This window comes from Roseivirga sp. UBA1976 (assembly GCF_002336325.1).
GTDB classification, from domain to species: domain Bacteria; phylum Bacteroidota; class Bacteroidia; order Cytophagales; family Cyclobacteriaceae; genus Roseivirga; species Roseivirga thermotolerans.
In genome coordinates this window covers 26,510-40,564 of record NZ_DDDQ01000169.1, presented here as the reverse complement: position 1 = coordinate 40,564, position 14,055 = coordinate 26,510, and the positions used below count along the sequence as shown (strand labels likewise).

15 protein-coding genes are annotated in these 14,055 nt (G+C 43.8%); 2 read left to right on the top strand and 13 right to left on the bottom strand.

Going from position 1 to position 14,055, the window contains the following annotated elements:
* The 7 genes from gatA to B3763_RS17715 all read right to left on the bottom strand — a co-directional run.
* Positions 1-1,386 (bottom strand): Asp-tRNA(Asn)/Glu-tRNA(Gln) amidotransferase subunit GatA (gene gatA, locus B3763_RS17745; protein ID WP_286748216.1); only part of this gene is annotated, 1,386 nt, incomplete at its 3' end.
* Between the two features lie 6 nt (positions 1,387-1,392).
* Positions 1,393-1,593, bottom strand: coding sequence for a Sec-independent protein translocase subunit TatA/TatB (locus B3763_RS17740; protein ID WP_189629318.1), 201 nt, complete (start codon positions 1,591-1,593; stop codon positions 1,393-1,395).
* Between the two features lie 257 nt (positions 1,594-1,850).
* Positions 1,851-3,053: a murein hydrolase activator EnvC family protein gene (locus B3763_RS17735; protein ID WP_286748215.1), complete on the bottom strand. Its 1,203-nt coding sequence runs from the start codon at positions 3,051-3,053 to the stop codon at positions 1,851-1,853.
* On the bottom strand, positions 3,037-3,810 hold the full coding sequence (locus B3763_RS17730; protein ID WP_286748214.1) for a DUF4292 domain-containing protein: 774 nt from the start codon (positions 3,808-3,810) through the stop codon (positions 3,037-3,039). The genes B3763_RS17735 and B3763_RS17730 overlap by 17 nt, the downstream gene beginning before the upstream one ends.
* Positions 3,788-5,527, bottom strand: coding sequence for a tetratricopeptide repeat protein (locus tag B3763_RS17725; protein ID WP_286748213.1), 1,740 nt, complete (start codon positions 5,525-5,527; stop codon positions 3,788-3,790). The genes B3763_RS17730 and B3763_RS17725 overlap by 23 nt, the downstream gene beginning before the upstream one ends.
* A 33-nt stretch (positions 5,528-5,560) precedes the next feature.
* Positions 5,561-7,045, bottom strand: coding sequence for an oligosaccharide flippase family protein (locus tag B3763_RS17720; RefSeq protein ID WP_286748212.1), 1,485 nt, complete (start codon positions 7,043-7,045; stop codon positions 5,561-5,563).
* A 102-nt stretch (positions 7,046-7,147) separates the two neighbouring features.
* Complete coding sequence (locus tag B3763_RS17715; RefSeq protein ID WP_286748211.1) at positions 7,148-7,933, bottom strand: enoyl-CoA hydratase/isomerase family protein; 786 nt, start codon at positions 7,931-7,933, stop codon at positions 7,148-7,150.
* Between the two features lie 165 nt (positions 7,934-8,098).
* Between B3763_RS17715 and B3763_RS17710 the strand changes: the two genes are divergently transcribed.
* Positions 8,099-9,550, top strand: coding sequence for an NADP-dependent isocitrate dehydrogenase (locus B3763_RS17710; protein ID WP_286748210.1), 1,452 nt, complete (start codon positions 8,099-8,101; stop codon positions 9,548-9,550).
* A 53-nt stretch (positions 9,551-9,603) separates the two neighbouring features.
* Here the strand turns inward: B3763_RS17710 and B3763_RS17705 are convergent, their stop codons facing one another.
* From B3763_RS17705 to B3763_RS17685, 5 genes are all read right to left on the bottom strand, one after another.
* On the bottom strand, positions 9,604-10,662 hold the full coding sequence (locus B3763_RS17705) for an adenylate/guanylate cyclase domain-containing protein (protein ID WP_286748217.1): 1,059 nt from the start codon (positions 10,660-10,662) through the stop codon (positions 9,604-9,606).
* A gap of 26 nt (positions 10,663-10,688) precedes the next feature.
* Positions 10,689-11,048, bottom strand: a complete 360-nt coding sequence (locus tag B3763_RS17700; RefSeq protein WP_286748209.1) for a nuclear transport factor 2 family protein — start codon at positions 11,046-11,048, stop codon at positions 10,689-10,691.
* A 120-nt stretch (positions 11,049-11,168) separates the two neighbouring features.
* On the bottom strand, positions 11,169-12,131 hold the full coding sequence (locus tag B3763_RS17695; protein ID WP_286748208.1) for a sodium-dependent bicarbonate transport family permease: 963 nt from the start codon (positions 12,129-12,131) through the stop codon (positions 11,169-11,171).
* 33 nt (positions 12,132-12,164) lie between these two features.
* Positions 12,165-12,455, bottom strand: coding sequence for a hypothetical protein (locus tag B3763_RS17690; protein ID WP_286748207.1), 291 nt, complete (start codon positions 12,453-12,455; stop codon positions 12,165-12,167).
* On the bottom strand, positions 12,452-12,712 hold the full coding sequence (locus tag B3763_RS17685; protein WP_189629329.1) for a hypothetical protein: 261 nt from the start codon (positions 12,710-12,712) through the stop codon (positions 12,452-12,454). The genes B3763_RS17690 and B3763_RS17685 overlap by 4 nt, the downstream gene beginning before the upstream one ends.
* Before the next feature lie 87 nt (positions 12,713-12,799).
* On the opposite strand from B3763_RS17685, the gene B3763_RS17680 reads away from it, so the two are divergent.
* Positions 12,800-13,723, top strand: a complete 924-nt coding sequence (locus B3763_RS17680; RefSeq protein WP_286748206.1) for a LysR family transcriptional regulator — start codon at positions 12,800-12,802, stop codon at positions 13,721-13,723.
* Here the strand turns inward: B3763_RS17680 and B3763_RS17675 are convergent.
* The gene (locus tag B3763_RS17675; protein ID WP_286748205.1) at positions 13,720-14,025 is read right to left on the bottom strand and encodes a SemiSWEET family sugar transporter; all 306 of its coding nucleotides are present in this window, start codon (positions 14,023-14,025) and stop codon (positions 13,720-13,722) included. The two genes, B3763_RS17680 and B3763_RS17675, sit on opposite strands and share 4 nt — an antisense overlap.
* Between the last annotated feature and the right edge of the window lie 30 nt (positions 14,026-14,055).

Genomic DNA, 14,055 nt, shown 5'->3' with positions numbered 1-14,055 from the left:
GAAAAGTTTTTCTTCCTCAAAAGCCGCTCCCATAATTTGCATCCCTATTGGTAAGTTTTTAGCATCATTGCCCATAGGAACGGAAATGGCCGGCAACCCACAAATAGAGGCCTGTACTGTGAACAAATCGGCCATGTACATAGCCAATGGACTAGCGTGACTCTTGTGTTCAAAAGCCGTGGTGGGGGTAGTGGGAGTAATTATGAAATCTACCTTTTGCAGTATTGCTTCCGTGGCCTCTTTAATGAGGCGTCTTAGTTTCTGCGCCTGCGTAAAATAAGCATCGTAATAGTCGGCACTTAACACAAAAGTGCCGAGCATGATCCTTCGCCTTACTTCGTCTCCAAAGCCCTCCGTTCTCGAGTTTTTATACATGGCTTCCAAATCGTTGGAGGTACCACTTCTTAAGCCATAGTGAGCTCCATCGTAACGAGCAAGATTGGTGCTGGCTTCGGCCGTTGTAAGTATGTAATAAGTGGGTAGTATATATTCGGCAAAAGGAAAACTTTCTTCTACTAATGAATGACCTTCTTTTTCTAACTCACGCACCCAGTTTTTATAAGCCTCTTGTATTTCGGGCTGTAGTCCGTTGTGGTCAAACAGTTCGGGGAAATAGGCAATTCGATAAGTACCGTGAGGTTGTGCATTACTATATTGGGCAACCTGACGCGATGAACTGGTAGCATCTTTTTCGTCTCTACCGGCTATGGCTTCCAGTATGCGGGCATTATCTTCAACAGACCTGGAAAATATGCCTATGGTATCGAACGATGAGGCGTAGGCCAGAAGCCCCCAGCGGGAAATACGAGAATAAGTGGGTTTTAAACCATAGATGCCACAAAAGGCAGCGGGCTGTCTTACCGAGCCTCCGGTGTCGGTACCGAGTGCTACATGACACATGTTGGCGGCTACGGCAGCAGCTGAGCCCCCTGATGAGCCTCCTGGAACACGCGCGGGATCTACAGGGTTTTTGGCAGGGCCATGGGCTGAATTTTCATTGGAAGAACCCATACCAAACTCATCGCAGTTTTGCCTGCCAATGAGTATTGCGTCTTGTTGGAGTAATCGCTCAACAGCAGTTGCGGAGAACTGAGATTCGAAACCCTTAAGGATGTGGCTGGCCCCCGATACTTCATGGTCTTTGTAGCATATGAGGTCTTTGAGGCCAAAAATTAAGCCGACCAACGGGCCGGCTGTTTTTAGCTCAATTTTTTTATCTAACTCGCGCGCCCGTTGTTTGGCTTCTTCTGCATATACCTCTACAAAGGCGTTGAGTTGTTTATCTCGCTCAATGTTGGTCAGGTAGTAGTCTACCAACTGTGAACAAGTTATTTTTCCAAGCGAAAGGTCTTCCTGAATCTCATCCAGTCGATGATATTCCTTCATTGAAACCTATTGCTTATCGATTTCCTTACCTGCTTCGTCTACTTCTTTCTTAATCTCCTTGGTAGCATCTTTAAATTCTCTGATGCCTCGGCCAAGGCCACGTGCCAAATCAGGTATCTTTTTGGCACCAAACAAAAGAAGCACGATAAATAAGATGACAAAGATTTCGGGTCCTCCCGGCATTCCTAGCGCTAAAATTGTTTCCATGGACATAAATTTCAATTCGTCAAAGATAGGCAAAAACTATGATTCTAAGCCTAGAAAACCAACTACTTTAATGGTAGTTCCTGATTTTTGCTGACAGATGGCCTAAAAAATACGATAGACTACTTACTTAGGTCGTATGATGTATGTTTCTACGGTCTACTATCATTTAGTCTTCGCAAATAGCTGTGAACAGACCGCTTGTGGCCGGGAGAGTTCTATCCGATCTAAGTAACTCACTCACAAATATGATATGCGGCTTAAGGCTTATTGTTTTTACGCTGCAACCAGGTTTCGGGGTTAACTGTTCCATTGGTGGCATTGATGCGGAACTTCATTTCCGACACATTTTCATTGTTGGTGAGAACTTGCCCTAATACATCTCCTGCCTGCACCTGCTGATCTTTTTTGACGGTTACAGCTTTTAGTTTTGAGTATGAGGTAAAGTAATCGCCATGCTGGAGTATAACGGTGATTCCCTGACCCGGAATAGACATTACGCCAATTACTTTGCCAGGAAAAACGGCCTTGACGGTTGCATTGCTTGAGGTTTGTATGTCTATGCCTTTGTTATTGATTTCTACTCTTTTGAGTGTAGGGTGGGCGTGTAGTCCGTATTTCGAAGAAACAAAGCCTTCATCTACCGGCCAGGGGAGTTTGCCTCGCTGTTGTTCGAAAGCCGTACTCAGGGCTTTCATGTCTACGTTGGCCAGGGCAGCAGCTCTTCTTTCGGCTTCTATTATATCTTCTATGCGGCTGGTGAGTTCGCGTTCGGATTCCCGTTGTTTCTCAAGTTCTTTTTTAATGCGGCTCTCTTGCTGCTCCAGTTGGGCGATAAGCTTCTTTTGCTCCAACTGCAAGCCTTGTAGTTTTTGATTTTCGCTCAACTCATCATTCAAGAGGGCTTGTTTTTGTTCTTTTTGTCGAGCCACCTCAGCTATTTGCTCATTGAGGTTTTGCTGAACAATCTCAATTTGCCGAACCTGTTTTTTACGCGCATCTCCATATTGCCTTATGTAGCGCATGCGCATGAAAAGCTGGTTGAATGTACTGGAGGAGAACAAAAACGTGAGTTGATTAAAGCCGGAACTGGTTTTTTGTGTGGCGTAAATCATTTGGCCATATTCTTTTTTTAAAGCCTGAAGATCCCTTTCCATAGCATTGACAATGCTTTGATTTTCGGCAATTTCAGCATCGAGTAGGTCTACCTCAGAATTAATGGCCTTAATGAGGGAGGCACGCGAAGAGATTTGATTGTTTAGAGCCTTGAGTCTACCCAAAGAGGTGCTTCTTTTTTCGGTAGTCTGATTTAGTATTTTTTCGTTTTCCTTAATTTTTCGCAGTATCTCTGCTTTCTGTTTTTCGAGTTTATCACGCTCATTTTGAGCCAATAAGGTATTGCTCCAGCTCAAGGCCAGCACAAAAAACAGAGTAAGTAAAACAGACTTATTGGCGCTTCTCATATCGGTCTGGGATATTGAAAGGAAAGCTAAGCGATTCGTCTTCAATTTTCACACGGTTGTGTTCAATGTCAATTTCGGCCTCCTGTTTTTTGCCGTCCTGATAGTAGGTGAGAATCATAAGGGCTTTGTAAGCAAAAGGCTTGCCTTCTAAGGGTTTGAAGTCGCCATATTTGAGTTCCAGTGTGTTGTCATTTCTAAGTGTGGTGGCAAACACATTTTCCAGTCTTCTGTTTTTTGAACTTACCATATTGCTAACCCTCAAATCTCTTACGCGCTGAGTGACATAGAAATTGTTGTTTTTTTCTACAATGTCATCGTTTTTGGAAAGTGGTACGGGTAAATCACCAATAATTATGGCCTGAAAAAGAGAGTAGCTAAACTCAAACTGAAACTGTTCGCTTAGTTGCTCAAAACTATAGGCATATATGTTTCGGTTTATTCTGTCCAGAATAATCACAGAGTCGCGCGTAATTTGCCCTCTAGCCCCCTCGATACCCACTCCATTGCTCAGTGTGAACCAAATAAGGCTGTCTCTCTTAATGCGTATGTTGGCGGTAGCTTTGGTTTTATCTTCCTGATTTTTGTACCTGATTTTGGAGCGGGTAGAAATATATTCGTAGTCAATTTCTTCTATAGTAAGCACCTCTCTGGGTGAAAACTTAAACCCTAAGAATCGTTTGTTACAACTGCTAAAAAGCACTAGCATGGCTAGCATGCCCAGATATAATGCCTTTTTAATTGATTTGTCCGCTTGCAATTTTCTGATCTAATTTTTCTGAACCCCCACCGAGTTCTTTTGCCATTTTCCAGTACTTGACTGCCAACGCGTTTAACTTGATCTGAAAGTAGGTATCTCCAAACAGTTCAAGAGTAGCGCCATCGTTCAAATCTTCAAATGTATGAATATAATGTAAGAGTGTAATAAGGGCTTGATTATACTGTCCGTTGGCGTATAACTTTTCGGCCGACTCTTTCACTTTTTTGAGCTCTGCACTTTTTTCGGATACAGGGGCTGCATTTTTTTCCACCCGGCTGAGGAGTATTTCTCCATTTTGCTTCAACGCATCGGGGTGAACTTCCTCCAGGCTCACGGCTTCTTTTAATAGGCTGTCGGCAGTTTCGGTTTGTCCGTTGAGGAAAGCTATTTGGGCTTGTTTGGCCAGTATCTGACTTTTAAGCAAAGTGTTTGCACGAGTCATTCGGGTGGCCTGACCAAGTAAGTCGCTGGCTTCATCCAATTCGTTCAGCTCTATTTTAGCGCTGGCCAGATAAATGTAAAAAATGGCCTGATTAGGGAATAGACTTAGCGCTTCTTCAGCATCAATATTGAGTTGCTTCCAGTTTTCGTTTTCGTAGGCGTGGGTTAATACTTTATCCCATACTTTAAAATCGCCCGGCTTTAAATCTTTGAGTTGCTGATATTTTTCTATGGATTTTGTTCTGAAGAGGGCGCGTTGTGGACCGCTGGTTTGTTCGGCTAGTTTGGTGTAAACGTAGGCTCCGTTTTCTATAGCCAGAGGTTCATTAGGGTATTGGTTTTCCAGAGCGGTCTGTAAACTGTCTATGAGACCAACCGGAGGTTGGCTGCTGTTTTCTAGTAAGAGTTGCCCGAGTAACAGTACTTTATCTGAAAGTGAAGCATTTGGATCGTTAAACGAGCGGGTTAATAGTTGAAACTTGGCGTCCGATTGCCCCTGAGAAGCATAAAGATCGGAAAGTAGCAGGCGCATAGCGGCATTCATGGATGTTTGATTTTCCAGAAACTGTATGGCTTCCGTTTGTTGGCCTGAGCTACTCAGTACATTGGCATACTGGTACTTGATGTCCATATCGAGCGGATAGTCTATGACCAACTGCTCCATGAGTGTAATGGCCTCTTTTTCTTTTGAGCTTTGCATGAGCATTTCAACCAACTTCATGCTTTGATCCAGCGTTAGGCTTTCCTGTTTGCGGAAGAGTTCTATGGCCTCTCTGGTTTTACCCACGGCCTGAAAAACATTAGCCAGCTCCACCAGGTACACCTGATAGTCAGGGGTGTAAGAAGCCATGAGTTCGTAGTAGCGCGCAGCACCTTCGGGGTTTCGGTTTGCTTTTTCCAGTTCAGCAGCCAATACGTAGTAGTACTTGTTGTTGCTCGACAAGGCAATGGCTTTTTGAATGGCCTCCACACCTTTCTTAGTGTCGTTTTTCGCTAAATAAATTTCGGCCTTTTTAAACCAGGCAGCGTGGTTTTTTTCATCTACGTCAATGGATTTATCCAGAAAGGCAATGGCTCGCTCATAGTCTTCGAGCAAAAAGTATTTTTGGGCTTCAATGAGCAAGTATTCTGCATTGGCCTGGTCATACTTGCTGGTCTCTTTTTTAAGCGTACTTTCAACCTGCCATGCCTTAAGGCTAAAGGCACTCAAAATCCAGATAAGTGCAAGAAAAAGGAGTTTGTTAATCTGCTTCACAATCTGTTCACGCAACGACATTCTTTAGCTGTTGGTTGTAAATACTTGATCTAACTACCGTGTAGGATTGCTTACGGTTTTGTAGTTCAACGATTTACCTTCCCTGAGATACATAAATACCGCAAAAATTAGAGTAACAAACAAGTCTAATCCATACGAAAGCCACCCATTAGTCAATTGAATGAACTCCACACCATAAATTACCCCCATGGCCAGAAGCAGATAGCCGGCCAGTGGTTTGAAACGATAGGGGATAGCAAACTCACTTTTGCCTTTTTGGTAGCATAGAAAAGACATTACGGCATAACAAAGCAAGGAAGCAAAGGCGCTTCCGTAGTAACCCAATAGCGGAATGAGGAGTACATTGCCTGCGAGGGTAACCACCGCACCAATAAGCGCAAAATAGGTTCCGAAAATGGTTTTGTCCTTTAGCTTAAACCATACGCTGAGGTTGACATAAATACCATATAATAGTTTGGCTAAAAGCAATACGGGCAATACATAAAGTGCTTGTTTGTATTCGGGCTTGCGCAAAAAAAGATCGCTAATAAGGTCTATGTTCAAGGCTACGGCCACCATCATAAAGATGTTAAACACTACAAAGTAGTGCATGATTTTAGCAAAAAGAGCGGGTGCTTCGCGGTTTTCGGCATGGTTGAAGAAAAAGGGTTCGGCAGCATAGCGGAAGGCCTGAATACCCAACATCATAATTACACTGAGTTTTACAGCACTGGAAAAAACACCCAACTCCGATTCTCCAAGTAACTCAATCATTATCAGGCTATAACCTTGTTCATTGAAGATGCCGCCCAAGCCCATTAGGAAGATGGGAAGGCCATAATTGAGCATGGGTTTGAAGGTTGGCCAGTGGATTCTCAGCCTTAACGACTTGAACTCTGACCACAAAAAGGGTATGTAGAGTAGATTGGCCATTAAGTTTACCTGGAAGATGTAGCCAACTCCATAATCGGTTTTATAGAAACTCTCTACAAAGCCTGAAAGAGATGAGAGGTATTTGCCTTGTAGTATATCCGGGAATACGATTATGAAAAGAAGGTTGAGCAGAATAGTAATGGTAATCACCCCGGTTTTGATGAGCGCAAATTTTAGTGGTCGTTCTTCCAACCGTAGCTTGGCAAACGGAATGGCCACTACCGCATCTATAAAAAGTATAGCGGCCATGTATTGAATGTACTCCGTTTGAATTCCCTTATCGAGCCAGCGGGCTATGCCCGGTGCTCCTACATACAGCAGGCCTGAAAGTAAGCCGGAGACCAGTAAGACTGCCGTAGCCGCATTATGGTATGCCTGGCGCGCATCAATTTTTCGGCTAAAACGAAAAAAGGCCGTTTCCATACCAAAGGTATAGATTACCAGCCCCAGAGCCAGGTATGTATAAAGATAGGTAACGCTTCCATACTCCTCGGTGACCAAACGGGCGGTCCATATAGGTAAAAGCAGAAAGTTGAGCACCCTTCCGAGAATGCTGCTAATGCCATAATAGGCGGTTTGTCCTGCCAGTTTTCTGAGTTGACTCATAGAAAGCCCGGGCTTTTAAGGCCCAACATGTGAGTTGCGTTGGTCATGTATTTTCACCACCATCACTCAACGTAAAAAAAGCAAAAATGGTGTTGGAATCAGTTACTCTCCTTTAAAAGTTGCCGGTCGTTTTTCAAGAAATGCCGTGGTGCCTTCTTTGAAATCAGCGGTTTTGGTACAAGCTGCAAAGCTATTGGCCTCGGTCTGGTAACCATTCTCCTGTTCGTTGAAAACGGCATTGACACAGTCTATAACCAAACCAATGGCTATGGGTGCTTTGGAGGCAATTTTGCCCAATATTTCTTCACACTTCGCCTTTCCTTCTTCTATGGTGTTTACCACGTGGTTGGCGAGTCCAAGACTTTTGGCCTCTTCGGCACCAATCATATCGGCAGTCATGCAGAGTTCAAACGCTTTCGCTTTACCAATCAGCTGGGTAAGACGCTGAGTACCTCCATAGCCCGGAATTATGCCAAGCTTCACTTCGGGCTGTCCAAATTTAGCCGTAGCTGTGGCTACACGCATGTGGCAAGCCATGGCCAGTTCGCAACCTCCACCAAGGGCAAAACCATTGACCAAAGCAATAACCGGCTTATGACAGTTTTCTATGGCAGCAAAAACCTCTTGTCCGCTTTCTGCAAATTTTCTGGCATTTACCTCAGAAAGACTGGCTATTTCAGAAATATCGGCTCCTGCCACAAAGGCTTTGTCTCCGGCACCGGCAATAACCACTCCTCTTATGGAGTTGTCGTCATAAATGGTTTCGAAGGCCAATTTTATTTCGTCAATGGTTTGGGCATTGAGCGCATTCATTTTGTCGGGCCTGTTAATGGTTAGGTAAACAATGCCCTCTTTATTTTCGAAAAGGATGTTGCTAAAAGCAGTCATATTCGTTTGAGCTAGGTGCCAAAGATAATAGCCATAGGTGGTAAACTAAAACGGCACCATCCATTCCTATAAAAAATGATCTAACAATTGGCAGATTTTGGGGTTTAAATTCCGAAAACAAACAATGGTCACTACCTTTGCGGCCGAAAGACTAACCCCAGAAGAATGAGTAAAACAGACAGAATTACAGTTGCCTATGGCGATGGTATTGGTCCTGAGATTATGGGTGCTACCATTCGTATTATGGATGCCGCAGAAGTTGGCCTAACTTACGATGTCATAGAAATTGGAGAACAAGTGTATAAAGCAGGCCATAAGTCGGGCATAAGCCCCGAGTCTTGGGATATACTGCGTAAAAACCCTGTTTTTCTCAAAGCTCCAATCACTACCCCTCAGGGTGGAGGTTACAAAAGTTTGAACGTAACCATTAGAAAATCGCTCGGCCTTTTTTCCAACGTGCGTCCGTTTAGAGCTTACCCGCCTTACGTGCCGTCTCATTTCCCCCACATGGACGTGGTAATAGTGCGCGAAAACGAGGAAGACTTATATGCCGGTATTGAACACCAGCAAACCAGTGAAGTGGTGCAAACCCTGAAGCTGATTTCTGAACCCGGCTCTGAAAAAATTATCCGATATGCCTTTGAGTATGCAAGAGCCTATAACCGCAAGAAGGTGACTTGTATGACCAAGGATAATATTATGAAGCATTCCGATGGATTGTTCCATAAGGTGTTTAATGAAGTGGCTAAGGAGTACCCTGATATTGCTGCCGATCACTGGATTATAGACATTGGGTCGGCTGTTGTTGCAGCTCGCCCGGAGTCGCTCGATGTGGTGGTAACCCTCAATTTATATGGCGATGTGATTTCGGATATTGCTGCTGAAGTGGCGGGTTCTGTGGGAATGGCCGGTTCGGCCAACATTGGTATGAACCATGCCATGTTTGAGGCCATTCACGGCTCGGCTCCTGACATTGCCGGACAAAACATAGCCAACCCATCAGGCCTACTGAATGGAGCTACCATGATGCTTGTGCAGTTAGGCAAGGCCGACAAAGCCGAACTTATTCAGAATGCATGGCTCAAGACATTGGAAGATGGTATTCATACCGGTGATATCTATCGAGCGCAGCGCAGTGTGGAGCGTGTAGGTACCAAAGAATTTGCCGATGCGGTGATAGAGCGACTAGGCCAGAAACCAACTAAGCTGAAGCCTGTACACTACGATGAAAATGTTTCTATTAGTATAGATGTAAAGGAAAAACCGGCTAAGAAGAAAGAGCTTGTTGGGGTAGATGTGTTTATCGACTGGAGGGGCGAAAACAGAGATGCCAATGAGATAGGCGATAAGCTGCTCAACGAAGCTTCTACCGAGCGCCTAAAGCTAAAGCTTATCTCTAACCGTGGGGTGTTGGTATACCCTAATGGTATGCCTGAGACTTTCAAAACCGATCATTGGAGGTGCAGGTTTACCAATCCAAATGGAGAGGTTTTACAAAACTCTGATGTAATTGAACTGCTCCAAAATGTGCAGAAGGTCGGTTTCGACTTTATTAAGACGGAGCACCTTTATCAGTTTGATGGTGAGCGAGGCTACTCGCTAAGCCAGGGAGAATAATTGAAACGAATGTCTGGAGAAAACACGCTGGTCTGCTGGGCTAGCGTGTTTTTTTATGATGCAGGCTCTACGGCATAAATAGCCACCGCCTCTTCCTTACCCTTTAGGGGCATTTCTCCCATAAAATGAAAAACGAATTTCCTACCAAGAATTCGGTCTTTGAGATGTTGAGAAACCAGAAGCGGTTTCTCCAGCTCATTGCATTTGGCCTGAATACGAGCGGCTGTGTTGAGCGTGTCTCCGTGGTAAGCTATTTCTCTTTTGTATTTGCCCACTTCGGTGGTGGTAACTTTGCCCAGATTTACACCGGCTTTAAAAGACGGCACAATGCCATAGGCTTTTTCATAATGCTCTTTGCGCAATTCTATTTGGTGTTGAAAAGCATAAAAAGCTTTAAGGCAGTTGTTGTTTCGAATGCCGGCAGGGGTTGGCCAGGTGAGTATGGCCTCATCGCCCACGTATTGATAAATTTCGGCCTCATAGGCCAATACCACTCCTAAGTCGTAAAAGCAGTCCTGGATCAGGTTGCTATAGGTAATGTGGCCAAGTTTTTCAGCAAGCTGGGTAGAAGATTGCAGATCCAGAAACATAAATATACGCTCTTCTTCATGCGGTTCGTAGAATTCGCCCATCAGTAACTTGGTGAGGTTGCCTTCGCCCAACATTAAATTAACCTGTCGTAAAACCAACATAAACAGATCGAAAACAATGATGTAAAGATACACCACGCCACTACCGGCATCGGTAGCAAACTCCCACAGACCAATCTCAAATTTTAGAATATGTACAGACATTAAGTAGGCCACAAATATCATGGCGACTACAAAAGCCAATAGGTATACCCCCTTGATTATAAGGAGTTTTTTAATGGAGGTCTGCCGATAGATTTTTTCTTCCAGCAGAAACTGAAAGTAGCCTGAGATCATACCAAAGAAGCCTCCCAGTAGTCCGGCAAAGAAAATAGCTACGTCCAGGCTGGGGTTAAAGCGGCTTACCTCTACAGTGCCCACACTCCTGATAAAAACCAAAAATATAAGGCCTGCCATCCATCCCAGTGTATACTGGCGAATGATGGTCTTCTTTCGGTTGCGGAGTGGCTTGGAAAATTGCACGTTCAAAGCTAGTAAGATTGGGCAGTTTAGGTAGTTGGAAGAGGAAGATTGTGCACGCGAAGGAATGAAAGCTTATCCCAATAGCCTCTTTGAAACACTATTTTTCCTTCCGAAACCTGAAAAAAGCCACAACCTCGTAGTCCCAGAGGGTCTTTCCATTCCAAAATAGCCCAGTCTCCATCTTCGAAAATATGCTCAACTATACAAGTCATTTTGGCCGTAGCAAACTCGGTTTCAAAACTGTTGATGATGGCTTTTTTGCCCTTTAGGGGGCTATTGGCTACCTGATGGTTTATAGCCTCTTCGGCATATAGTTGGCCTAATGCCTGGGCGTTGCCTTTGTTAAAAAGCCTAACCCATTCTTCAACCAGTGTTTTTGGAGTCATGTATTGGTGATTAAAAAGTAAAAACCTATGATTTTCTTCTGCTCAGAAGGTAATCATAGGTTTACTATCGTTTCTAAAAGTGCTTTGGTTGCGTAGGCCGGGTTGTTTTTTGTCTGCAAATCAGTTGAGGTGAATGATAGACAAATACAGGGGCATGCCTAAGGTAATGTTGAGTGGAAAGGTAATCGCCAGTGCCATAGGTATATATAAGCCGGGGTTAGCTTTAGGGGCAGCCAGCTTCATGGCGGCCGGCACAGCAATATAAGAAGCACTGGCTGCCAGTATGGAAAACAGCAGTTGGTTGCCAATGTTATCTGTAATGTATTGGCTCACAAAGGCAACAACCGACCCGTTAATTAAAGGCACCAGCACAGCAAAACACAAAGTGAACCAGCCGTTTTTCAAGAATGTGGAGAGTTTCCTGCCACTGGTTATTCCCATATCTAGTAAGAAAACCGCCAAAAAGCCTTTGAAAATATCGGTAGTAAAGGGTTCTATGCCTTGAGCCTGTTTGTCGGAGGCAAGAAAGCCAATGACCAAACTACCCAGTATGAGTACCACACTGCCATTGGTTACCGAATGCTTTAGGATACGGCTGAAAGAGACTTTGTGCTCACTTTCTTCTCTGAAAAGAGCCATAAGCAGTACTCCTATAACAATTGAGGGGGCCTCCATAAGTGCCATTACAGCCACCATGTGCCCATCGAAAGCTATTTGCTGCATTTCTAAAAAGGAAACGGCCGTTACAAAAGTTACTGCGCTTACCGATCCGTAGGCTGCGGCTATGGCCCCCGCATTTTGTACCCCAAGTCTCTTTTTTAGTAGAAAAAAGGAGTATATAGGTACAATAAGAGCCATAACTACCCCAAAAACCAACGACCAGAGGATTTCCGCATTTATAGTTTCGTGAGACAACTCCTGACCTCCTTTAAATCCTATGGAGAAGAGAAGGTATATGGAAATGAATTTGGACGAATTGGCTGGTATTTCCAGATCGCTTTTTAGCTGAACGGCCAACAGACCCAGAAAGAAGAAGAGCAAGGCCGGGTTGGTCAGGTTATCGAACAATAATTGTAATTCCATGAAGGCTTGGCAAATCCGGGCTGTAGGCCCGGTCTATCGGGTTAGTTTAATGTTGAATGAGACCGTTGCTTCAATATGGCAACCCAGCTGTTCTGCTAACATAAACCGTTCATGAAGTTCTTGCTTCTGTTGCTTTAGATGGTCTATATAAGCTTCTGTATCGGCATTGGATTTTAGCTGATTTGGTTGCTCAAAGGCCCTGAGGTTTTGAAGGTTTATTTGCTTTATCAATCCGTCTACCATGGCAGCCATTTGTTCAAAGGCTTGTGAAGGAGACAGGGTTTGGTTCATTAACTGTATTTGATTTTCTTTTTCGTGAATCATGACTTTTGATTGGTTTTACTTGATTGTATCAGGTGAATAATAGAAGCGAAGAAAACGATGGCTCCTGAGGCTATGGCGGGGGCCTTTAAGGCGCTGGCATAGGTGAAGACCAGCATAATCCAGCAAGCTAAAGCCAACAAAACTGTCCCTATGAAAACCAGGCTTTGACTTACTATGAAAGCTTCTGATTTGACAGGAGAAGCATTTTCTGACTTGGCTCGCTTTTCAGTCCATTCGGTTGTCGATGTTGTGCGCATAGTTCTTTTTTTAATGCGGCACAAAGATGAAGGCTGTGATTGATAAATTTTTATTTATCTTTCATATGTTAATCATAAACATAATTTATGGATTATACCCTGCATCAGCTCAAGGTTTTCCTTAAAGTAGTTCATACACAAAGCGTTACCAAGGCTTCAGAAGAGCTTTTTTTAACTCAGCCAGCAGTTTCTATTCAGCTCAGAAAATTTCAGGATCAGTTTTCTGTACCGCTATTTGAGGTAGTAGGTAGGCAATTGTACATCACCGATTTTGGAAAGGAAATAGCTGTGGCTGCAGAAAGGATTCTCAACGAGGTAGAAGCCATTAGTTATAGAACCTTGGCCTACAGCCAGCAATTGGCAGGTCGACTCAAGGTTTCTGTAGTTTCTACAGGGAAGTACGTAATGCCCTATTTTCTGTCTGAATTCATGCGAAAACACAAGGGTGTCGATCTGATTATGGACGTAACCAATAAAAGTAGGGTGATCTCTAACCTGGAGGAAAATGAAGTTGATTTTTCGTTGGTGTCGGTTTTGCCTGCCCACCTGAGTATCGATAGGCTAGAGTTGCTTCAAAACAAGCTATATCTGGTGGGCAGTCCGCAACTCAGGGCTTTGGCCGATTCTGATAAAAAGGATTTTCTGCAACAATACCCTCTTATATATAGAGAACAAGGCTCGGCTACACGCAATGCCATGGAGTCGTTCATTCGTTCAAAATCCATTTCTACTTATAAGAAGCTGGAGCTTACTTCTAATGAAGCCGTTAAGCAGGCAGTAATTGCAGGACTTGGTTATTCTATTATGCCCCTTATAGGGCTCAGAAATGAGCTCAGAAATGGGCAATTGGAAATAATTCCATTGAAGGGCCTGCCGATTGTTACCCGTTGGAATCTCATTTGGTTAAAAGGCAAAAACCTCTCTCCGGTAGCACAGGGATATTTAGATTTTCTAAAGCAGAAGAGAAAGAAACTGGTGGAGGAGCATTTTCACTGGTACGAGCAATATTAATCTCTGGGTTTTCGGTAAGAGAGTAACTTCATAAACAGAATGATGCCCGCCAGTAGAGCCGTAATTATATTGGCGATTATGAGTGGGCGATTATCAATGGATAATCCATAGGCCAACCAACAAAGAGTACCTAAAAACATCATGGCAAACGTTGTGAGGCTCAGGTCTTCGGTGTGCCTTGTTCGAATGGTTTTTATGGCCTGAGGCAAGAACGCTCCGGTGGTAAGTATTGCAGCCAGTATACCCAAATTTTCCATAACTCTGGTGTATCTAAGGAATTGGCCAAAGGTAGAATAATTCATAATCTACGATATGAAAAGTAAGGAAAACTA

Coding starts and splice junctions, on each gene's coding strand:
- B3763_RS17695 (WP_286748208.1), bottom strand. CDS start 12,131: ATGGAATTACAATTATTGTTCGATAACCTGACCAACCCGGCCTTGCTC.
- B3763_RS17720 (WP_286748212.1), bottom strand. CDS start 7,045: ATGAGTCAACTCAGAAAACTGGCAGGACAAACCGCCTATTATGGCATT.
- B3763_RS17700 (WP_286748209.1), bottom strand. CDS start 11,048: ATGACTCCAAAAACACTGGTTGAAGAATGGGTTAGGCTTTTTAACAAA.
- B3763_RS17715 (WP_286748211.1), bottom strand. CDS start 7,933: ATGACTGCTTTTAGCAACATCCTTTTCGAAAATAAAGAGGGCATTGTT.
- B3763_RS17710 (WP_286748210.1), top strand. CDS start 8,099: ATGAGTAAAACAGACAGAATTACAGTTGCCTATGGCGATGGTATTGGT.
- B3763_RS17685 (WP_189629329.1), bottom strand. CDS start 12,712: ATGCGCACAACATCGACAACCGAATGGACTGAAAAGCGAGCCAAGTCA.
- B3763_RS17690 (WP_286748207.1), bottom strand. CDS start 12,455: ATGATTCACGAAAAAGAAAATCAAATACAGTTAATGAACCAAACCCTG.
- B3763_RS17735 (WP_286748215.1), bottom strand. CDS start 3,053: ATGAGAAGCGCCAATAAGTCTGTTTTACTTACTCTGTTTTTTGTGCTG.
- B3763_RS17725 (WP_286748213.1), bottom strand. CDS start 5,527: ATGTCGTTGCGTGAACAGATTGTGAAGCAGATTAACAAACTCCTTTTT.
- B3763_RS17680 (WP_286748206.1), top strand. CDS start 12,800: ATGGATTATACCCTGCATCAGCTCAAGGTTTTCCTTAAAGTAGTTCAT.
- B3763_RS17675 (WP_286748205.1), bottom strand. CDS start 14,025: ATGAATTATTCTACCTTTGGCCAATTCCTTAGATACACCAGAGTTATG.
- B3763_RS17740 (WP_189629318.1), bottom strand. CDS start 1,593: ATGGAAACAATTTTAGCGCTAGGAATGCCGGGAGGACCCGAAATCTTT.